A 20,410-nucleotide genomic window follows, 5' to 3' on the forward strand; every position below is an offset into this window, starting at 1 on the left:
GACACCGCCAAGGAGGTGTGGATCGGCTACAGCCCGCACCTGTGGACCAACGCCACGACTGCCCGCATCACCGCTTCGGCAGCCCTGCGCAAACGGCATATGCGCAAGCTCGACATGGCCGAGCTGATTGCCGGCAACCCGGCCCCCTCCACCCAGCCCCATGTACTGCCGCTCAGTGCCCTGCAAAACTGGGTCGAAGACTACAAACCGGCAAGCCGGCGTATGTCCCTGACCTGGAGCAGTCACGCGTCCACAACCACCTTGTCCGTCGGCAGGCTCAACGCCATTGCCCGGGACTATCCCGGCACCCAGCCGAAAATACCGGTGGTGGTGGCGCTGGCTGATGCTGAAGGCATGGCCCTGGACCTGAGCCTGTCGGTCTCGGCCTACCAGCACCAACTGCACGACCTGATGCCCGCCGAGCAGCTCGAACACACCAAGCCCGCGCAAGGCTCCGAGCAGGCAGGCGTACCGGCGTGCTACCAGCTCGATGCCGAACGGCTCAGCCAGCAAAGCCGCGATTTTCACCATCGCAACCTGGTCGCCCTGTTGCTGAACAAAACACTGGAGACGATGTACCCGGCGGATATGCCCGCTACCGAAGTGGTCGAGATAAGACTGCAGTCCACCCGCACCGGACGCCCTCTCCCCCCGGCCGAGGCACGTTATCGGGCGCTCACTCACGAGGACTATTCCCCGAACGGTGCACGTTTGGCGCTGCGCATCGATACCGACAAATACCTGCAGTTCCTCGCCGAACGCGATGAGCTGGAGCAGCGCATTGCAGGCCTGCGCAACCTTGCCCTGCAAGCCAGTCATGATCACGACGCGTGGCTGGCCACGGCCGAAGCCGCGCATATCGATGACCCCTACAGCCTGGCCGCCGCACTGGCGTGCTATGACCGCGACGAACGCATCTCGGCCCGTGGCCTGGAAATCTCCCTGGCCCTGCTGATCTACCCGATGGGTCAGCCGACACCCGGTACCGAAGACCGAGACCGGCGCTTCAAACGCCTGGAACAGTGGCTGGACCAGCACGACAGCCCGCTCTACACCGCCCTGGCGCCGTTCAATCCCTTCAAGGACAAAGCCGATGCGGCCGGCAGTGTGCTGGGTGGCAGCGACAATGTCATCGAAGGGCTGGCCGGGCGCTTTCCGGCCATTGCCGACATCACCGATCTCACTGCCCAGTCCGTCAACACCGTGGTGCTCAAGCGCCTGCGTGGCCAGACCCGCTGGGACGCCAGCCATACCCTGCGTCAGCAAGTACTGCTGGCGGCGCGTGAGGCCAATGCCGAGAAAGCGCTGGGGCTGTTGGCGGCGCGTTACCAGATCACCGACCAGGTCATCCGCGAAAACCCGTTCAGCCAGGAGGTGGAGCGTTATTTGAAGAGCGGCATGGCGCAGGTTGAGGAAATGAAGCAGCTGCGTATTTCGGGCAATCGGACGGTGGCGGTTGAGTTGACCACCACTGCGCGGGTTAAACCCAACTTTCTCGGGTTGCTCACGTCGGGCGGAGGCGGTGGTCTGAACGCCGGGATGCTGTGGTTCAACGTGATCTCGCTGAAAACGGCTTACAACAGCCTGCAGAAAAGCAATGCGCCGGAATACACCTTGGGGTTTGCGGCATCGATTTTCGGGGTGATCGGTGCGGCCGCGGCGACCTTGGTCAGTGCACGGGTAACGCAGAAGGCCGTGATGCTGAGATTGAGTTCGACGGCGCCGGGGATGGCGTTTGGTAATGGCGTTATCAAGTTTTGGGGGAGCAATCTGTTCGCACGTCTAGCAGGCTACCCTGCAATAATTTTTGGACTTTTCTCGGACGGCTTCAAGGCGTGGCGCCAGTACGATAACGGTAGTTCGACTGCCACTTGGTATACGGCGAGCGGTGGGCTGACCATGGCCGCTGGTTCTGCGGTCATGCTTGAGGGCGGGCTTGCAATAGCAGGGCCCACGGTATTTGTACCGTTCGCTGGATGGGCCGCGGCGGCATTGGTGCTCACGGGAGCAGCAATCGTTGCTGGGGGCTTGTATCTTCACGCCAAAGCACATGAACGCATTCACAGTACGATTGAGCTTTGGGCCGCACGCAGCATCTTTGGCAATCGCATCAATGATGGAGAGATCCGTTCTGACATTACCCTCGATCATGAAAAGAAACTACCTCGACTCCCCTCCTTACACGCAGAAATCAAAGCTTGGCATGATGAACACTATGGGCCAAAACTATTATCAGCCAAGCAAGCGCAATCACTTGGCGTAACCAATGTCGATACTCAATGGCAGCAGGACACTCACTGGGCACAGCCAAACTGGCCAGCTATAAAATTTAAATATGCGGCCTTATCCGGAGCAACGGCTGAGTTCACCATCCTGCTGCCGGGCTTCGCAATAGGCGCCAGCCAATGGTCAGGAAGTTTGAGCAGCCTACGTGACGATGGAGGCATGGACGTATTTCCAATCACTCCCGCCGCCTACATTGTAAGGGCGGGATTGATTCTTCATTTCAAGCTCACGCTGACCCACCAAAACCACGTCTCACTGCATCTCGCCTACAGCGCCAATCAAGGGCTGAGCGAGGGCGCCGAGATTAATTCAAACTTTCATCTAGGGCGCTGATCATGGCAACTACATGGCTATTTAGCTCAACCTCATGCTCAGGATACAAACCCGCCATTGGCGGCCAGCTATTGAGCGTATCCGAAAACACGCTGTGCCTACGCAACCCTTGGGTAACAGACTCCGTCTTCATGGGAAAGCTTTACTGCACAATAACAATACTATTAATTACCGGCATGTACCCCTCGTTATTTTCCAGAATAAACTTCGACTCATTCACATCCGACCCCATGCTAATGGTTTTAATGATGCTTATGCCTTTCACCTTTTTCCCCTTTCTTATTTATCGAATATGGTTCATCAAGGGCTTATCAAGCGTTTGCTTCAACCGTTCAACAAAGAGAATTTACTACCAACGTTTCAGGAGGGTATTCGTCTTCGAATGGCACAATACTGGAGGTGGTCTTTTCAGGCGCACAGAATTTGGTGGCTCATCTTTCACTACCTCCTATGCCCTCGCATTCGCACCCCGTCGAAAAGACGGAAGTCTCCATCAAAAAGATTGCCTCTGGACCGACAGCAACGAACCCACAGAATCCGGCATCAAGCACGTCGCCGAAGTCTGGGAATACCTTCGCCACTTCATGAACCACGGCCCGGCCAAACTCCCGCCTCCCGGTGAACCCAACTGGTGGCACCGGCCACTTCATGCCATCTGCCTGACCCCGGCAGAAGCCTGGCGCCACTATGCCCCCTGGCGAACCGGCGAGCCCGGAGAAATGCAGGGCAAGAAAAACTGGCAACTGCCGTTCTGGGCCGTGTTGTTCCCTTACAACCTCGGCCTCGCCCTCTGCTGGTACGGCGTGTGCCGCCTCTTCAATGTCCGGGCAGCACCGCCTCCACCAGAGGCCTTCGACGAAGCCCCAGTACGCTCAACCAAAAGGCAGCGTAAATGACCGACGTTTCTGCCACGGCCGGCCCTTCCTGCAGCCCACGCGTACCCATCCTGCCCCCTATTGAGTTCTGGGCAGCACGGAGCATATTCGGCAATCGTAAAAACGATGGAGAGGTGCATCCCGAAATCGTTCTGGATCATGAAAAAAACTTCCTACATTCCCTTCTCTGCAAGAAGAACTTAAAGCCTGGCACGATGAGCATTACGGACCAAGGTTAATATCCGCAGAAGAAGCGCAATCCTTTGGTATAACCGGAGTCGACAGCGGTTGGCATGAAAATAATTACTGGGCGCCAGCAAACTGGACCGCCATCACCCATAACGAAGTCACCACCACACAACCCATCGTTGAATTCACAGTATTCCTACCGGGTTTCATCTTAGGCACAAGCGAATGGTCAGGTAGCTTGAGCACCCTTCGTGAAGACGGAGAAATGGTCGTCTTTCCACTTGCTGCTATTTGCTACGTTATAGGCGCCGGCTTAATTCTGAATTTCAAGAACACGATAAATAACCAAAATTATGCCTTACTGCATTTAGCCTATAGCTCCAATCAAGGCTTGAATGAAGGAAATGAGGTTAACTCAACTTTTCGTCTCGAGCGCTAATCATGGCAGTTATATGGATATTCAATAACAGCTCAAACTCCGGATACAAGCCAGCAATTACTGGACAGCTAGAAAATTTATCCACAAATACATTAACCCTGCGAAATCCGTGGGTGTCCGACTCTGTATTCATGGGGAAACTATACACCGCCACGACACTACTACTAGCCATTTATTTTTACCCAAGAATTGCAAATCCCGAATACAGAGACATATTACTAGCAAGCACGCACTCAATGGCTCAATACATAATCACACCCTTCATATTCACACCTTTTCTCGCCTATAGAATCTATTTCATAAAAAAACTTTCAAACTTCCACTTCAGCCGCTCAACCAAAAAAATCCTATACCAGCGCGGTAAAAAACTTATCATTTTTGACTGGAACAAGACCCATGGGGGTGTATTCAAACGTACCGAATTTGGAGGCTCATCCTTTAGTACCAGTTATGCACTTGCCTTCGCCCCACCTAGAGAGGATGGCAGCCTGCATCAAAAAGATTGCTTATGGGTCGACAGTAACGAACCCACTGAATCCGACATCAAACACGTCGCCGAAGTCTGGGAATACCTTCGCCACTTCATGAACCACGGCCCGGCCAAACTCCCTCCGCCCGGCGAACCCAACTGGTGGCACCGGCCGCTTCATGCCATCTGCCTGACCCCGGCAGAAGCCTGGCGCCACTACGCCCCTTGGCGAACCGGCGAGCCTGGGGAAATGCAGGGCAAAAAAAATTGGCAGTTACCGTTTTGGGCAATGCTGTTTCCTTACAACTTCACTCTCGCCGTCTGTTGGTACATCGTCTGCCACCTGTTCAACGTCCGTGCTGCACCTCCTCCGCCGGAGGCCTTCGAGCAAGCCCCTGTCCAGCCAAGTAAGAAGAGGCGCAAATGAGGGTCAACTGACTCGTTGGTCACCGCCCGAGCCGACCATCGCCATCTTTGCCCTCTCCACGGGGAAGGCACCGTCATCAGCGGCGCGGACAGTGCCACAGTGAATGGTCGTGCAATCGCACGCATAGGGGATGAGCTCAGTTGCAGTGCGGTCATCGAGACCGGTGACGCGCATACGTTAATCCAAGGTAGCCCCGTAGCGCGCCAAGGCGACAAGAGCAGCCAAGGCGCGCCCTGATCGAATGTGACCCCGCTTGGCTGATTGCATAAGGCCGACACGGTGTCGCTTCGAAGCTGCCCGGTTCACAGTCAGTGTCACCGGGCTGCCGCGCCGCAACGAGGACGACTTCAATTATGGGTTGGAGCAAGTCGCGATTGCCGGAAGAGAAGCCAGATCCTGCAACGTCTGCCTGAGACATGTTGGAGTTCCTGAGTCGCCGCGCTGTGTCGTCCAGAACGACGCATTACTTGCGATGACGTTGGCTACTCCAGCGCATTTCAGTACCCAGGCCCCACCAGAATGAAATAAGATAACGTTTCATTCGAACACGCTTCCAACCTGCGATCCCTCCTCGATGACCAGTTCCCCAACCGCCCTCCCCACCCAACGCCTGCAAAGCATCGACGCCCTGCGCGGCCTGGTGATCCTGTTCATGCTGCTTGACCACGTGCGCGAAACCTTCTTCCTGCATCGCCAGGTCAGCGACCCGATGACCATCGACGCCACCGAACCCAGCCTGTTCGCCAGCCGCACCCTGGCGCACCTGTGCGCGCCGGTGTTCGTGCTGCTTACCGGGCTATCGGCCTGGCTGTATGGCGAGAAGCACCAGGGCCGTGGCGATGTCTCGGTGTTCCTGTTCAAGCGCGGTGTGTTCCTGGTGGTGCTGGAATTCACCCTGGTCAACTTCGCCTGGACCTTCCAGTTGCCTCCGAGCGTGATCTACCTGCAGGTGATCTGGGCCATCGGCCTGAGCATGCTCGCCCTGTCGCTGCTGGTGTGGCTGCCGCGTCCGGCGCTACTCGCCCTCGGCGCGCTGATCGTCGCCGGTCACAACCTGCTCGATGGCCTGCACTTCGGGCCGGAATCGGCGCTGCATGTGCCATGGGCGATCCTGCATGAGCGCAGTTGGCTGGAGGTGGGCGAACATCTGTGCCTGCGCACGTCCTACCCGCTGTTGCCGTGGATCGGCGTGATCGCCCTGGGTTATGGGCTCGGGCCGTGGTTTGCCCGGGGCAGCGATGTCGGCAAGCGCCAGCAGCGTCTGCTATGGGTCGGCGCGGGCCTGCTGCTTGGGTTCGTCGCGCTGCGCCTGCTCAATGGCTACGGCGAAGCCCCCTGGAGCCTCTACGCCCGCGTCGGGCAGACGCTGATGAGCTTCTTCAATATCACCAAATACCCACCGTCGCTGCTGTTCCTGGCCCTGACCCTTGGCGTCGGCCTGCTCCTGCTGCGCGGCTTCGAGCGTGCCGGCGACGCCCGCTGGGTCGGCCCGCTTGCGGTGTTTGGCGCAGCGCCGATGTTCTTCTACCTGCTGCACCTGTATGCGCTCAAGCTGCTGTACGTGGCCTGCGTGGCGCTGTTCGGCCTGAACCAGGGCCGCTATTTCGGTTTCGATGGCATCGGGGCGGTATGGCTGACCGCCGTGCTGCTGCCACTTGTCCTGTACCTGCCGGTGCGCTGGTTCGCCCGGCTGAAAGCGCGACGGCGCGATATCGCCTGGCTCAAGTACCTGTAAAAGCGTTTTCACCCGACAGCCCGATGGTCTACCATGCCGCCCGCCGGTTTCCACACGGAATCAAAAGGGAATCCCGGGCTCGCCACTGGCGATCCAAAGGGAACTGCCCCCGCAACTGTAGGTGCCGAGCCTGCGCCATCGATGCCACTGGGTCTGCCGACCCGGGAAGGCTGGCGCCGGCCTGGACGCACCAGTCAGGAGACCTGCCGGCACGCATTCACCAACCGGCGGGGTGTCCGGGATGGTCATCCGCCCTGGCCGCGTGCTTGCGCAGGCTGCCGGGCGATGCCTGTCCGTGGGCCATTCCGTGCACCACCCAGGAGATCGCCCCACCATGCCGCACCGCCTCGCCGCCCTCCTCGCCGGCCTGTCCCTGTCGGGCCTGGCCCACGCCAGCGCCACCCAGTACCCGCTGACCGTCGACAACTGCGGCATGCCGCAGACCTTCACCCAGGCCCCGCAACGGGCGGTGACCGTCGGCCAGGCCGGCACCGAGCTGCTCTATGCCCTGGGCCTCGGTGAGCGGCTGGCGGGCACCTCGCTGTGGTTCAACAACGTGCTGCCGGAATTCAAGACGCAGAACGACAAGGTCCCGCGTCTGGCCGACAACGAACCGAGCTTCGAGGCGTTGGTCGGCAAACGTCCGCAACTGGTGACGGCGCAGTTCGAGTGGATGATCGGCGCCCAGGGCGCGGTCGGCACCCGCGAGCAGTTCCAGGAGCTGGGCATCCCCACCTACCTGCTGCCCTCGGACTGCGAGGGCAAGGACAACCTGGTGGGCGCCGACGGCACCCGCCTGCAGCCGTTCAAGGTGCAGAGCATCTACAAGAGCGTCAGCCAGCTGGCCGAGATCTTCGACGTGCAGGAACGTGGCGCGCGCCTGAATGCCGAGCTCCAGGGCCAGCTGGAACAGGCCAGGCAGCGCCTGGCCGGCCAGGACCTGGCGCACACCAGCGCGCTGTTCTGGTTTTCCAGCGCCGACCTCAAGACCGACCCCTATGTCGCCGGCCGCCAGGGCGTGGCCGACTACATGCTGCAGACCCTCGGCGTGCGCAACGTGGTCGAATCCAGCGAAGAATGGCCTACCGTGGGCTGGGAGACCCTGGTCAAAGCCAACCCCACCTGGCTGATCGTCGCGCGCATGGACCGCCGCCGCTACCCGGCCGACGACTACCAGAAAAAACTCGACTTCCTGCGCAGCGACCCGGTCACGCGCAATATGGACGCGGTCAAGCACGGCCGCATCATCGTCCTCGATGCCGACGCCATGCAGGCCGGCATACGCCTGTTCCGCGGGCTGGACGTGCTGTCCAGCGCCTTCGCCAGCGGTAAAGCACCCCAGCCATGAGCCGCCTGCTGCCCATCAGCCTCTTTGCCTTGCTCGCCCTGTGCCTGGCCATGCTTGCCGGGATTGCCATCGGCGAGACCCGAGTCGGCGCCGAGGCGATCTGGCAGGCGCTGGCCAACCAGCTGTGGCAGGCCGGCCATTCCGTCGACCCGATCGACGCCGGCATCGTCTGGAACTACCGCCTGCCGCGCACCCTGGTCGCCGCCGCTTGTGGCGCGGGGCTGGCGACCTGCGGGGTGATCCTCCAGGCGCTGCTGCGCAACCCGCTGGCCGAACCGTACCTGCTGGGCCTGTCGGCCGGTGCCTCGACCGGTGCGGTGGCGGTGGGGTTGTTCGGCCTGGGCGGGGCGGTGCTGTCGCTGTCGGCAGGCGCCTTCATCGGCGCGCTGGCGGCGTTCGCCCTGGTGCTGCTGCTGTCGCGCGCCAGTGGCAGCCGCCATGACAACGCCCAGGTGATCCTCGCCGGCATCGCCGGCTCGCAGCTGTTCAACGCGCTCACCGCCTTTCTCATCACCAAGTCGGCCACCGCCGAGCAGGCCCGCGGCATCCTGTTCTGGCTGTTGGGCAACCTCAGCGGCGTGCGCTGGCCGTCGGTGTGGCTGGCGGTGCCGGTCGCTCTGTTCGGCCTCGCGATATGCCTGTGGCAACGCCGGGCACTGGACGCCTTTACCTTCGGTGCCGACTCGGCGGCCTCGCTGGGCGTACCGGTGCGCCGTACACAGCTGCTGCTGATCAGTTGCGCGGCGTTGGTCACCGCGGTGATGGTGTCCATCGTCGGCGCCATCGGCTTCGTCGGCCTGGTCATCCCCCACGCCTTGCGCCTGCTGCTCGGCCCCGGGCATAGCCGCCTGCTGCCGGCCAGTGCCCTGGGCGGTGCGCTGTTCCTGATTATCGCCGACATCCTCTCGCGCACCCTGATCGCCGGCCAAGTGATCCCGGTGGGCGTGGTCACGGCCTTGATCGGCGCACCGGTGTTCGCGCTGATCCTGATCAGCCGCCGGGGGCGCCCATGAGCGTGATGACCACCATCGCCGACGCGCCGCTCACCTGCCAAGGGCTCAGCCTGCGCCTGGGCGGACGCGACGTGCTGCAGGGTGTCGACCTGAGCGTGATGCCCGGCGAAACCCTCGGCGTGGTCGGCCCCAACGGCTCGGGCAAGTCCACCCTGCTCAAGCTGCTCGCCGGCCTGCGCACGCCCAGCAGTGGCAACGTGCGCCTGCTCGGCGAAGCGCTGGAGCGCATGCCGCGCCGGCATATCGCCCAACGCCTGGCCCTGGTCGAGCAACAGGCCGACACCCTGGACGCCATCAGCGTGTACGACGCCGTCGCCCTGGGCCGAACGCCCTGGCTCTCGGCCCTGGCACCGTTCGGCAACGATGACCGCGCCATCGTCGAACAGGCGCTGGCCGACGCCGACGCCAGCCACCTGCGCCGACGGCTATGGGGCGAACTGTCTGGCGGCGAACGCCAGCGCGTGCACATCGCCCGGGCGCTGGCGCAACGGCCGCAGGTGCTGTTGCTGGACGAGCCGACCAACCATCTCGATATCCAGCACCAGCTCGGCTTGCTACGCCAGGTGCAGGCGCTGCCGGTGACGACGCTGGTGGCGCTGCATGATCTCAACCAGGCACTGACTTGCGATCGGCTGGCCGTGCTCGATCAAGGGCGGCTGGTTGCGCTAGGCAAGCCAGAAGCGGTGTTGACGCCGGAGCGGTTGCTGGGGACGTTTGGGGTGCGGGGGCACTACCTGGTCGATCCGTATGATGGGGCGCGGGTGCTGCGGTTTCGTGCCTGAGTCGGCATGGAAAGCGCCGCTCACGCGGCGCATCGCCGGCAAGCCGGCTCCCACACCGACCGCGCCAGCCTGAAGCAATGCGCCATCCCGTGGGAGTCGACTTGGCGGCGATCAGGCCGGTTGGTTTATCTGCGGCAGCTTCCAGGCCTTCATCTCCTGCGGCGTCAGGCTGGCCAGCACCTGCATGAAGGTTTCGGTCAGCTCGCTGCTGACATTACCGTGGGCCCGGTAGTTGCTCAGCAGGTAGCGCTTTACCGTATTCGGCCAGTTGTTCGCCAGGTGAGCGGCCTTGATGATGCCCTTGGCGTCCTGATAGTTGGCGGCGGGCTTGACCTGGGTCAGCCGGCGCTCGAAGTGGCCGAAGCTCCAGTCGTCCTCGCGAGCCTCGAATTCGTCCAGCAGTTTCACCTTGTACAACGCAAGCTCGGGCATGCGTGATCTCCTTGTGATGGGGTGGAAGGAGACGGTAGGCGAATACGTCGGGAATGGAAATGAACACGGTGTTGAGCATGGCGGGTGCCGGTTGGGATGGCCTGTCAGACGCCGGCTGCTGGGGCCGGTAGCAAGGGCTACCGCGCGGATAACGCAACCGGGCGCTCGCCCAGTTTCTGCGCCAACCTCAACAGGTAGCCATCGGGGTCCTGGACCAGGAACTGGCGCAACCCCACTTCGACGGCATCTGCGCGATACCAGACTTCCTCGCATGCCTGGAACAACGGCCAGCGATGGCGCTCCAGCCGTTCGAGCAGCGGCGCGACAGCGGGGACATCGATCTGCAGGTTGATCCCCCGCCCGAAGGGTTTTTCCAGCGGCCCGGTGAGCCAGTGATCATCGGCATCGAGCTGCTCGAGCATCACCTGCGCGCCGTGCAGGTCGAGGTAGGCGAAACGCTGCTCCGGGCGTTGATAGGCAATCTCGAAGCCCAGCAACGACACCCAAAAATCCAGGCTGCTGTCGAGGTCGCTGACGATCAGTTCGGGCACCATCCTGTTGCGCTGTAGCATGCGGGTCGTCCTTGAGGGGTATGGGCAAGCGGACGACATGATAACGCTTACCCCAACTTCCACCAGCGTGGCCGGCAAGCACGAAACGAATGCGATGTGGGCCGCAAGGCCTGGGCGCCTTTGGCATCGAAGCAGCCCAGCAGCAAGGCGACCGTGGGGGTGCGCATGGAGCGCCGTAAAAGTGTTACGCCGTATGGCATCCTGGCCTGCGCGCCCGCGCCACTGCTAAAGTGCGCGCCGCGGCCCTCCCGGCCCCAGCAATGATGGAAACCTGCCGATGGAAAGAATGATCCAGTTCGTGGCGGTGGTGGTGGTCTGCACCAGCATCGGCATCGCCTGCGAGCACTATGAAGTGAACCGCTACCTGAAATGGCTGCTGATGGCCCTGCCGGCGATTGTCTGGGTGCGCCTGCGCAATCCGTTGCAACGCTGAATTTGCGCAAGCGTTTGCAGTAAACTCGCAGGCCTTAACGTGCCCAAGGCTGCCCCATGTCCCGCCTGACCCGACTGCTGTTGCCCGTGCTCCTGCTCGGCGCCCTCGCCGCCTGCGACCAGAAGCCCAGCCGCGAGGAACAGATCCTCGCCAACCTGCCCTTGCAGGAAGCCTACGACCACAACATCGAGCGCATGGCCGGGCTGCTGGCCATGACCCACGCGCAGGTGCCCCAGGACAAGATCAAGGAGGTGCTGCGCAAGCACCTCACCGTAGAGGATCAGCGCCAGGACCTGTTCAAGTTGTACAGCGAGGAGCACTTCGACGACGCCGAATTCGCCAGCATCGTCCAGGCCACCCGCGACCCGGCCAAAGCCAGGGAACTGGGCCAGAGCGACGAGGGCAAGCGCCTGAGCGAGAAGCTCACCCGGCTGATGCGCGAGAGCGCCAGCGACCCCCAGGTCCAGGCCCTGGCTCAGGCGCGCATGCAGCAGGTCGAGGATGACCTGCAAGTACTGCAACAGGCCGCGCCCTGACCTGGAGGGCACAGGAATCAATCACGGCAAAGTCCGTGATTGTTGTGAGAAATCGGAGCGTCCTCCGTAATCTAATCCTGCAATTGCCCGCCTGCATGGTTCACCTCGCGCCTAGCGCGTAAGGTGAGGCACCTGCTGCATCCCATGAGGTCAAGGATTGCGATACATGCCACCCCACGCTCGGCGCCCCGACCTGCGCACACTTATACTCGTGCTCTGCGCCATCACCGCGCTGGTGATGCTGCTGGCCAGTTACTTCGCCAGTTACCGGGTGCAACGCCAACTGCTTATCGACAGTGCCCTGGAGGCCAACCGGGCGTACGCCGCCAAAGTGGCCGCCGTGACCGAGAACACCCTGGGCAACGCCCTGCAGCAACTGGCCTACAGCGCCAGCCAATGTGCCCGGCACCCCGATGACGATAACCTGGTACAGGCTGAAATCGACCGCCTGCAACAGCAAAGCAACCTGTTCAACTCAACCTTGCGGGTCAGCGCCCAAGGTGTGGTGCGCACGCTTGCGCCAGCGCCACTGCAACACCTGGCCGGTACCCAGGCCAGCTCGGCCGCGTCCCGGGAAGCCTTGCGCGAGCGCCGTACGCTGGTTTCCATCCCCTTCCTATCGGCGGCCGGCAATCTGTTGGTGATCATGTCGCAGCCGATCTTCGACGCCGACGGACGCTACCAGGGCTATATCGGCGGCAGCCTGTACCTGCGCGAACGCAACTTGCTCAACAGCCTGCTGGGCACGCACTTCTACCAGAACGGCGCCTACCTCTACGTGATCGATCGCAACCGTCGACTGCTGTTCCACCCCGACAGCCAGCGGGTCGGCACGCTGGTGGGCGACAACTCGCTGGTCGACGAACTCCCCCATCTTGACCACGGCACCCGCCGGCTGGTGAACAGCCAGGGCGTGGAAATGCTCGCCGGTTTCGCCACGGTGCCCAGCACCGGCTGGGCCATCGTTTCCCAGCAACCGCTGCAACAGACCGTGGCACCGCTGCGCCACCTGATCCTCAATGTCATCGCCATTTCCGCGCCGCTGGCCCTGCTCGGCTGCCTGCTGCTGTGTTGGCTGACGCAAGTCATCGCCCACCCGCTCAGGCAACTGGCCACGGTCGCCCGGGGCACGGGCGAGCAGCAGACCACCGAGCGCATCCACCAGGTTCGCGCCTGGTACGCCGAGGCTGCGGAGCTCAAACGCGCCCTGCTGTTCGGCCTGAACCTGTTGCAGGAGCGCATCGGCCGACTCAACCATGACGCCCAGACCGACCCGCTCACCGGACTGCTCAACCGCCGTGGCCTGCAGCAGGCACTGCGTTTGCTGCAGGCCGAGAAACGCGGCTTCGCCGTGGTGGTGCTGGACATCGACCATTTCAAGCGGATCAACGACAGCCACGGCCATGACATCGGCGACCTGGTCCTGCAGCGGCTGGCAGGCCTGATGCGTGGTACCTGCCGTGAGGGCGACCTGCTGTGCCGCACCGGTGGCGAGGAGTTCCTGATGCTCCTGCCGGGCGCGGGCCTGGAGGTGGCGACCGCCATCGCCGGCCACCTGCGCCTGACCGTGGAGCACACCCCTATCGAACCTATCGGCGGGATTACCCTGTCCCTGGGCGTGGCCAGCTGGCAGCCCCTGACGGGTGACGAGCCTGGCGATACCCTGCGCAAAGCTGACCAGGCGCTGTACCGGGCCAAGCAGAAGGGGCGCAACCGCGTGTGCATCGACAGCCAGGCCTGACACTTCGCCAGCACAGGCCGGAAAAAGGCCGGCCTCCTGCAGACTGCTGTAACATTCCGCGCTTTTGTTCAAGGAAGACGCGCCATGCGCCGTTTGCTGTTCCTGTTGCTGGCCCTGAGCCTGACCTCGTGCGCGCCCCGCCTGCCCTCCCCAACACCTCCCGAGCCTGCCGCCACGCCGCTGACCCTGCTCGACCATGGGCGCTTCCGGCTCTGGTACGACTGCCAGCGCGGCGAGCCGCACCGTTTCAGCTTCACCCTCGACAAGGACCAGGGTCACCTGCCTCGCGTCGATAACTTCCGTATCGACCGCAGCCTGCCCGAGGGTTGCATGGGCCAGTTTTCGGCCAAGGCCTACTCGACATTCAAGGGCTATCACCGCGGCCACCTGGCAGCCAACAATCATTTCGACGACGACCGGGCGGCGATGGACGCCTCCAACCTGATGAGCAATATCGTCCCGCAGTTGGCCTCGCACAATAGCCGCACCTGGTACCAGACCGAGCTGCTGACCGAATGCTACCGTGACCTGCGCCCGGTGACGGTAATCGGTGGCGTGGTGATCGGCCATGCCGGCGCGGCCCTGGACAACGATGCTTTCGTCCAGTCCCACGGCATCGCCACGCCCGAGGCGTTCTGGAAGGTGCTGCTGACCGAGGATGAACACGGACAGCCCCAGGTCATCGCCTGGTGGATCCCGCACCAGGCCGGACTGGGCACCGACCTGGACCCATACTTGCGCAGCGTTCGCCAGATCGAGACTGCGCTTGGCCCGGACGAGCCGCCGATCGAGATGCCCGAGCAGCTGAAAGATCAGCGCCCACCCCACACCTGGCCGCTGCCTGCGCGTTGCGACCGTGAGTGAGGGGAAGCCTTCCCCCTGAAGAATGAGGCGCAGTCACGTTAAGCTAACGCCCCTTCTCAAACCGGTACACGCAGGTACCGGTGTTTGCCTCCAAGGACGTTGCCGTGTCGAAGATCCAGCGTTTCACCCTCTCCCCCCTGGCAGCGCTTGGCCTGCTCACCCTCGTGGCCTGCAGCGCGAACCCCGAGGCCAGCGCGAAAGTCGACGCCGCCGCCCTGTCCGGTTTCACGGCGGCCATGCAGAGCGCCCTCATCAACCGCATCGATGCCGCCAACCAAGGCACTCTGGTTGGCGTAGTCACGCTCAAGCTCACCCTGGACCGGAACAATCGCCCCATCGCCTGCAAGGCCGTGCGCAGTTCGATTGCCCATGAACGGCTGTTGCCCTTGGGCGTCACGGCATCTTCCTTGAGCCAATTGAAGCAACTGGTCGAGCACGAATGCTGGAGAACCACCTACCCGCCAGTGCCAGAAGGCCTGTTCGAGAACGACCAGGTGGAAGTGATCGCCCCCCTTGTGCTGATCTCTCGCCTGCCGATGCCGCGGCCCTGAGTCCCACATCCGGTGCTAACAGGCATCCGGATGTCGCCCCCGACAAAGCGCCCTCGCCCTACCGCTTGTCTACTGGCCCGAGAACAACGACGGCGCGCCCCGAGCGCGTCGCATCCGTCCAGGCTGCCAAGACCACCGGAGAGCACCCCATGTCCATCGCCCACGAGGTCCCACCCGCCACCTTGCGGCGGGTGATCGCTGCCTCGGCCATTGGCAACTTCGTCGAATGGTTCGACTTCGCCGTCTACGGTTTCCTCGCCACGCTGATCGCCAGCCAGTTCTTCGCCAGCGAGGATGAAAGCGTCGCCCTGCTCAAGACCTTCGCCGTGTTTGCCGTGGCCTTCGCCCTGCGCCCGCTGGGCGGCATCGTGTTCGGCGCGCTGGGCGACCGTCTCGGGCGCAAGCGCATACTGTCGTTGACCATCCTGCTGATGGCCGGCTCCACCACGCTGATCGGCCTGCTGCCGACCTATGCCAGCATCGGCGTGCTGGCCCCGGCGCTGCTCACCCTTGCCCGTTGCCTGCAGGGGTTTTCCGCAGGGGGTGAATATGCCGGCGCTTGCGCCTACCTGATGGAGCACGCGCCACGGGGCAGACGGGCGTTCTACGGCAGCTTCGTGCCGGTCTCGACCTTCTCCGCCTTCGCCTGCGCGGCGGTCATCGCCTATGGCCTGGAGGCGAGCCTCACAGCCGAGGCGATGAATGCCTGGGGTTGGCGTATTCCGTTCCTCGTCGCCGCGCCCCTGGGCCTGGTCGGCCTGTACCTGCGCTGGCGCATGGAGGAAACCCCGGCGTTTCGCCAGGCAATCGCCGAAGGCAAGGCCCACAACCATTCGCCGTTGGGCGACACCCTGCGCCACCATGGCCGCACCATCCGCAACCTTGGCGCGTTCATATCGCTGACAGCGCTGTCGTTCTACATGTTCACCACCTACTTCGCCACCTACCTGCAGACGGTCGGTCACCTGAGCCGCGCCCAGGCGCTACTGGTCTCGACCGTGGCGCTGCTGTTCGCCGCCGCCGGTTGCCCGCTGGCGGGTGCCTTTTCCGATCGTGTCGGGCGACGCCGGACCATTGGCTTCACTTGCCTGTGGGTGATGGTGGCGGTATTCCCGGCCTACTGGCTGGCCAGTTCGGGGTCGCTGGCCGGGGCATTGCTGGGGGTGATCCTGCTGGCCATCGGCGCGCTGATGAGTGGCGTGGTCACCGCTGCGCTGCTGTCGGAGTGCTTCCCCACGCGCAGCCGCTACACCGCCTCGGCGATCACCTACAACGTTGCCTACACCCTGTTTGGCGGCACCGCGCCGCTGGTGGCGACCTGGTTGATCGAACAAAGCGGCAGCCGCCTGGCGCCGGCGTTCTACCTGGTGGTGATTGCCTTGCTGGCGTTGGTGGGCGGGTTGGCGTTGCCGGAGACCGCACAGGTTTCGCTGCATGAGGAAAGCCCGGGCACCGACCCGTTGCAGGCATCCCAGGGGCTTTAAGACGGGGATAGCCAACATCGCGGGGCATGTCGCATCGAAGCGTCGATGCGACATGCCCCGCGATCGGCGTTATGCCAGGTCGAACCTGTCCAACTCCATCACTTTTACCCAAGCCGCCACGAAGTCCTTGACGAACTTCTCCCTGGCATCGCTGCTGCCATACACCTCGCTCAAGGCACGCAACTGCGCATGGGAGCCGAACACCAGGTCGACCCGGCTGGCGGTCCATTTCACCTGGCCGGTCTTGCGGTCACGGCCCTCGAACGCTTCGTTGTCCGCCGAAGTCGGTTTCCACTCCACGCCCATGTCCAGCAGGTTGCGGAAGAAGTCGTTGCTGAGCACGCCGACCTTGTCGGTGAACACACCCTCCTTGCTGCCGCCATGGTTGGCGCCAAGCACCCGCAGGCCGCCGATCAGCACGGTCAGCTCCGGTGCGGTGAGCGTCAGCAACTGGGCCTTGTCCAGCAGCAATTTCTCGGCCTTGACGCTGTAGCGCGCCTTGCTGAAGTTGCGGAAACCGTCGGCCAGAGGCTCAAGCACCGCGAACGACTCGACATCGGTCTGCTCCTGCGAGGCATCCACGCGCCCCGGATGGAACGGCACGCTGATGTTGTGCCCGGCATCCTTGGCGGCTTTCTCCACCGCCGCGCTGCCGGCCAGCACGATCAGATCGGCCAGGGAGATCGTGTTCCCGCCCTCGTTGCGGATCTTCTCCAGCGCCGCCAGCACCTTGTCCAGCCCCTGGTTCGCCGTCCAACCGTTCTGCGGCGCCAGGCGCAGGCGGCCGCCGTTGGCGCCGCCGCGCTTGTCGGAACCGCGGAAGGTCGAGGCCGAGGCCCAGGCGGCGGACACCAGTTCGCCGACACTCAGCCCAGAAGCCAGCACCTTGGCCTTGAGCGCGGCGATATCGGCGTCGCTGGGTTGAGGCCCTGCCTTGGGCAGCGGGTCCTGCCACAGCAGCTCCTCGTTGGGCATTTCCGGCCCGAGGTAGCGTGCCAGCGGGCCCATGTCGCGGTGGATCAGCTTGTACCAGGCACGGGCGAAGGCATCGGCGAGCTGGTCGGGGTTGTCCTTGAAGCGCCGGGCGATGGGCTCATAGATCGGGTCGAAGCGCAGCGCCAGGTCAGAGGTGAGCATCGACGGCGCATGCTTCTTGCCGGGATCATGGGCATCAGGCACGGTCCCCGCGCCCTTGCCATCCTTCGGCCGCCACTGGTGGGCGCCAGCTGGGCTCTTGGTCAGTTCCCACTCGAAGTTGAACAGGTTGTTCAGGTACTCGTTGCTCCACTGCGTCGGGGTCGAGGTCCAGGTCACTTCCAGGCCGCTGGTGATGGTGTCGCCACCCTTGCCGGTACCGAACTTGTTGCTCCAGCCCAGGCCCTGCAGCTCGAGGCCCGCGGCTTCCGGCTCGGCGCCGACATTGTCGGCGGGGCCGGCGCCGTGGGTCTTGCCGAAGGCATGGCCGCCGGCGATCAGCGCCACCGTCTCTTCATCGTTCATGGCCATGCGGCCAAAGGTCTCGCGAATGTCCTTGCCGGATTTCACCGGATCGGGCTCGCCTTCCGGGCCCTCCGGGTTGACGTAGATCAGGCCCATCTGCACGGCGGCCAACGGGTTTTCCAGGTTGCGCTCGGCAGACAGGTCACGGTTCTGCTCCTCGCCATGCTTGGCGGGCTCGGCCACCAGGTCACCCTGGCCGGGCGGCTGGGCCTTGACCTGTTCCTTGCCGTAACGGGTGTCACCACCCAGCCAGACCTTCTCCGAGCCCCAGTAAACGTCCTCGTCGGGCTCCCACACATCGGCGCGGCCACCGGAAAAACCGAAGGTCTTGAAGCCCATGGATTCGAGGGCGACGTTGCCGGTAAGCACGATCAGGTCCGCCCAGGAGATCTTGTTGCCGTACTTCTGCTTGATCGGCCACAACAGGCGCCGGGCCTTGTCCAGGCTGACGTTGTCCGGCCAGCTGTTGAGCGGGGCGAAGCGCTGCTGGCCGGAGCCGGCGCCGCCACGGCCATCGCCGATGCGATAGGTACCGGCGCTGTGCCAGGCCATGCGGATGAACAATGGGCCATAGTGGCCGAAGTCGGCCGGCCACCAGTCCTGGGAGTCGGTCATCAAGGCGCTCAGGTCTTTTTTCAAGGCCTGGAAGTCGAGGCTCTTGAACGCCTTGGCGTAGTCGAAGTCCGGGTCCATGGGGTCGGACTTGCTGGAGTGCTGGTGGAGGATCTTCAGGTTGAGCTGGTCAGGCCACCAGTCACGGTTGCTGGTGCCGCCACCGGCGGTCTGGTGGAACGGGCATTTCGATTCGTTCGCCATCTGCTTCTACCTTTAGGGTCGGTTCAATTCAGATTTCCGGGCGTTCTTGTAATTGCGCTGCCAGGTGTTGGATCAGGCGTTCGCCAAGCGCGCCTGCCCCTCATCGGTTATGGCCGGGCACACCTGTGCACCGGCTTTTCACGGAACCAGCAGAAAGACTAGCCGAGCCTGAGCAGAGGTCTAATAGAGGCGATATTGGGGGGTGATAGCCTGGCTCTGTCAGCCTGTGGCGCCGGCAGATCAGGATCGTCACATTGATCTGTTCCACTGGGCTCGCCCCGATGCAAAAGCACATTCGGCCGTCCTTCGCGATAGCGGCCGACCCCGCGCCAGGGACGGCGCAGTCACGGGCCTGATGGCACTTGCCTGGCCAAGTGCGTGGACAACTCGGACGAAATGCGCCTCACGCCCTTTCGTACCGCGGCAAGTGAAGGCACAATGCGTGTCCTTTTTTTGGCCGGCCTGGCCGGGGGCCTTTAAATGATCAAGACGCCGTACTACCTCATCGACAAAACCAAGCTGCTGAGCAACATGGAGAAGATCGCCTACGTGCGCGAACACTCCGGTGCCAAGGCACTGCTTGCCCTCAAGTGTTTCGCTACCTGGTCGGTATTCGACCTGATGCAGCAGTACATGGACGGCACCACCTCGTCTTCGCTGTTCGAGCTCAAGCTCGGCCGCCAGAAGTTCGCCGGCGAAACCCATGCCTACAGCGTGGCCTGGGCCGACGACGAAGTCGAAGAGATGCTCGAGAACTGCGACAAGATCATCTTCAACTCCATCGGCCAGCTCGAGCGCTTTGCCGAGCAGTCCGAAGGCAAGGTGCGCGGGCTGCGCGTCAACCCGCAGGTGAGCAGCTCCGACTACCTGCTGGCCGACCCGGCGCGCCCGTTCAGCCGCCTCGGCGAGTGGGATCCAGAGAAGATCGAGAAGGTGATCGAGAAGATCTCCGGCTTCATGTTCCACAACAACTGCGAGAACGGCGACTTCGGCCTGTTCGACAAGATGCTCACGCACATCGAGGAGCGCTTCGGCCACCTGCTGCACAAGGTCGAGTGGGTCAGCCTCGGCGGCGGCATCCACTTCACCGGCGAGGACTACGCGGTGGACGCCTTCTGCGCGCGCCTGAAGCAGTTCTCGCAAACCTACGGCGTACAGGTGTACCTGGAGCCGGGCGAAGCGGCCATCACCAACAGCGCCTCGCTGGAAGTGACCGTGCTCGACACCCTGTACAACGGCAAGCACCTGGCCGTGGTCGACAGCTCCATCGAAGCGCACCTGCTCGACCTGCTGATCTACCGCCTCAACGCCAAGATGGCCCCCAACGACGGCGCGCACACCTACATGGTCTGTGGCAAGTCGTGCCTGGCCGGCGACATCTTCGGCGAGTACCAATTCGACAAGCCACTGGCCATCGGTGATCGGCTGTCGTTCGTCGACACGGCGGGCTACACCATGGTCAAGAAAAACTGGTTCAACGGTCTGAAAATGCCATCCATCGCGGTCAAGCAACTCGACGGCAGCGTCGAAGTGGTGCGCGAGTTCGGTTTCGAAGACTACGTTTCGAGCCTGTCGTAAGACAGGC

At 62.9% G+C, this 20,410-nt stretch carries 17 protein-coding genes, 1 pseudogene and 1 riboswitch; of the genes and pseudogenes, 15 read left to right on the forward strand and 3 right to left on the reverse strand.

Features of this window, described 5'->3' with window-relative positions; genetic code table 11:
* The 8 genes and pseudogenes from AC3WL2_RS18380 to AC3WL2_RS18415 all read left to right on the forward strand — a co-directional run.
* Positions 1-2,619: T6SS effector BTH_I2691 family protein (locus AC3WL2_RS18380; protein WP_492574032.1), on the forward strand; the 2,619-nt coding region annotated here is incomplete at its 5' end.
* A 2-nt stretch (positions 2,620-2,621) separates the two neighbouring features.
* Positions 2,622-3,515 carry a DUF6708 domain-containing protein gene (locus AC3WL2_RS18385; protein ID WP_102683723.1) on the forward strand — a complete coding sequence of 298 codons (894 nt, stop codon included), beginning with the start codon at positions 2,622-2,624 and terminating at the stop codon, positions 3,513-3,515.
* A 609-nt stretch (positions 3,516-4,124) separates the two neighbouring features.
* Positions 4,125-5,018: a DUF6708 domain-containing protein gene (locus AC3WL2_RS18390; protein WP_102683724.1), complete on the forward strand. Its 894-nt coding sequence runs from the start codon at positions 4,125-4,127 to the stop codon at positions 5,016-5,018.
* A gap of 15 nt (positions 5,019-5,033) precedes the next feature.
* A pseudogene (locus tag AC3WL2_RS18395) lies at positions 5,034-5,287 on the forward strand (PAAR domain-containing protein).
* 305 nt (positions 5,288-5,592) lie between these two features.
* Positions 5,593-6,753 (forward strand): acetyltransferase domain-containing protein, encoded by a 1,161-nt coding sequence (locus tag AC3WL2_RS18400; protein ID WP_102683725.1) that lies wholly within the window; start codon positions 5,593-5,595, stop codon positions 6,751-6,753.
* Between the two features lie 27 nt (positions 6,754-6,780).
* A riboswitch (cobalamin riboswitch) is annotated at positions 6,781-6,978 on the forward strand.
* 109 nt (positions 6,979-7,087) lie between these two features.
* A complete protein-coding gene (locus AC3WL2_RS18405; RefSeq protein ID WP_102683726.1) occupies positions 7,088-8,101 on the forward strand; it encodes an ABC transporter substrate-binding protein in 1,014 nt (337 codons plus the stop codon).
* Positions 8,098-9,114 (forward strand): FecCD family ABC transporter permease, encoded by a 1,017-nt coding sequence (locus AC3WL2_RS18410; RefSeq protein WP_102683727.1) that lies wholly within the window; start codon positions 8,098-8,100, stop codon positions 9,112-9,114. The genes AC3WL2_RS18405 and AC3WL2_RS18410 overlap by 4 nt, the downstream gene beginning before the upstream one ends.
* Positions 9,115-9,128: 14 nt before the next feature.
* Positions 9,129-9,896, forward strand: a complete 768-nt coding sequence (locus AC3WL2_RS18415; RefSeq protein WP_404940933.1) for an ABC transporter ATP-binding protein — start codon at positions 9,129-9,131, stop codon at positions 9,894-9,896.
* A 111-nt stretch (positions 9,897-10,007) separates the two neighbouring features.
* Here the strand turns inward: AC3WL2_RS18415 and AC3WL2_RS18420 are convergent, their stop codons facing one another.
* A complete protein-coding gene (locus tag AC3WL2_RS18420; RefSeq protein WP_102683729.1) occupies positions 10,008-10,328 on the reverse strand; it encodes a hypothetical protein in 321 nt (106 codons plus the stop codon).
* A gap of 137 nt (positions 10,329-10,465) precedes the next feature.
* Positions 10,466-10,900, reverse strand: a complete 435-nt coding sequence (locus AC3WL2_RS18425; protein ID WP_102683730.1) for a bleomycin resistance protein — start codon at positions 10,898-10,900, stop codon at positions 10,466-10,468.
* Positions 10,901-11,177: 277 nt separating this feature from the next.
* On the opposite strand from AC3WL2_RS18425, the gene AC3WL2_RS18430 reads away from it, so the two are divergent.
* From AC3WL2_RS18430 to AC3WL2_RS18455, 6 genes are all read left to right on the forward strand, one after another.
* Entirely contained in the window at positions 11,178-11,333 is a 156-nt protein-coding gene (locus tag AC3WL2_RS18430; RefSeq protein ID WP_156177603.1) for a hypothetical protein, read from the forward strand.
* A 56-nt stretch (positions 11,334-11,389) separates the two neighbouring features.
* Positions 11,390-11,869, forward strand: coding sequence for a hypothetical protein (locus AC3WL2_RS18435; RefSeq protein WP_102683731.1), 480 nt, complete (start codon positions 11,390-11,392; stop codon positions 11,867-11,869).
* Between the two features lie 166 nt (positions 11,870-12,035).
* Positions 12,036-13,610, forward strand: coding sequence for a sensor domain-containing diguanylate cyclase (locus AC3WL2_RS18440; protein ID WP_102683732.1), 1,575 nt, complete (start codon positions 12,036-12,038; stop codon positions 13,608-13,610).
* A gap of 84 nt (positions 13,611-13,694) precedes the next feature.
* Positions 13,695-14,474, forward strand: coding sequence for a DNA/RNA non-specific endonuclease (locus AC3WL2_RS18445; protein WP_102683733.1), 780 nt, complete (start codon positions 13,695-13,697; stop codon positions 14,472-14,474).
* Positions 14,475-14,578: 104 nt separating this feature from the next.
* Positions 14,579-15,025: a hypothetical protein gene (locus AC3WL2_RS18450; RefSeq protein ID WP_102683734.1), complete on the forward strand. Its 447-nt coding sequence runs from the start codon at positions 14,579-14,581 to the stop codon at positions 15,023-15,025.
* Positions 15,026-15,174: 149 nt separating this feature from the next.
* A complete protein-coding gene (locus tag AC3WL2_RS18455; protein ID WP_102683735.1) occupies positions 15,175-16,509 on the forward strand; it encodes an MFS transporter in 1,335 nt (444 codons plus the stop codon).
* Positions 16,510-16,578: 69 nt separating this feature from the next.
* Here AC3WL2_RS18455 and katG read toward each other — a convergent pair whose 3' ends face one another.
* Positions 16,579-18,825 carry a catalase/peroxidase HPI gene (gene katG, locus AC3WL2_RS18460; RefSeq protein WP_102683736.1) on the reverse strand — a complete coding sequence of 749 codons (2,247 nt, stop codon included), beginning with the start codon at positions 18,823-18,825 and terminating at the stop codon, positions 16,579-16,581.
* A gap of 480 nt (positions 18,826-19,305) precedes the next feature.
* Here katG and AC3WL2_RS18465 point away from each other — a divergent pair, with 480 nt between their 5' ends.
* Positions 19,306-20,403, forward strand: a complete 1,098-nt coding sequence (locus AC3WL2_RS18465; protein ID WP_102683737.1) for a carboxynorspermidine decarboxylase — start codon at positions 19,306-19,308, stop codon at positions 20,401-20,403.
* The last annotated feature ends 7 nt before the right edge of the window (positions 20,404-20,410 follow it).

Source organism: Pseudomonas sp. FW305-96, from assembly GCF_058783825.1.

Coding starts and splice junctions, on each gene's coding strand:
- AC3WL2_RS18465 (WP_102683737.1), top strand. CDS start 19,306: ATGATCAAGACGCCGTACTACCTCATCGACAAAACCAAGCTGCTGAGC.
- katG (WP_102683736.1), bottom strand. CDS start 18,825: ATGGCGAACGAATCGAAATGCCCGTTCCACCAGACCGCCGGTGGCGGC.
- AC3WL2_RS18390 (WP_102683724.1), top strand. CDS start 4,125: ATGGCAGTTATATGGATATTCAATAACAGCTCAAACTCCGGATACAAG.
- AC3WL2_RS18405 (WP_102683726.1), top strand. CDS start 7,088: ATGCCGCACCGCCTCGCCGCCCTCCTCGCCGGCCTGTCCCTGTCGGGC.
- AC3WL2_RS18430 (WP_156177603.1), top strand. CDS start 11,178: ATGGAAAGAATGATCCAGTTCGTGGCGGTGGTGGTGGTCTGCACCAGC.
- AC3WL2_RS18410 (WP_102683727.1), top strand. CDS start 8,098: ATGAGCCGCCTGCTGCCCATCAGCCTCTTTGCCTTGCTCGCCCTGTGC.
- AC3WL2_RS18445 (WP_102683733.1), top strand. CDS start 13,695: ATGCGCCGTTTGCTGTTCCTGTTGCTGGCCCTGAGCCTGACCTCGTGC.
- AC3WL2_RS18425 (WP_102683730.1), bottom strand. CDS start 10,900: ATGCTACAGCGCAACAGGATGGTGCCCGAACTGATCGTCAGCGACCTC.
- AC3WL2_RS18400 (WP_102683725.1), top strand. CDS start 5,593: ATGACCAGTTCCCCAACCGCCCTCCCCACCCAACGCCTGCAAAGCATC.
- AC3WL2_RS18455 (WP_102683735.1), top strand. CDS start 15,175: ATGTCCATCGCCCACGAGGTCCCACCCGCCACCTTGCGGCGGGTGATC.
- AC3WL2_RS18440 (WP_102683732.1), top strand. CDS start 12,036: ATGCCACCCCACGCTCGGCGCCCCGACCTGCGCACACTTATACTCGTG.
- AC3WL2_RS18385 (WP_102683723.1), top strand. CDS start 2,622: ATGGCAACTACATGGCTATTTAGCTCAACCTCATGCTCAGGATACAAA.
- AC3WL2_RS18435 (WP_102683731.1), top strand. CDS start 11,390: ATGTCCCGCCTGACCCGACTGCTGTTGCCCGTGCTCCTGCTCGGCGCC.
- AC3WL2_RS18420 (WP_102683729.1), bottom strand. CDS start 10,328: ATGCCCGAGCTTGCGTTGTACAAGGTGAAACTGCTGGACGAATTCGAG.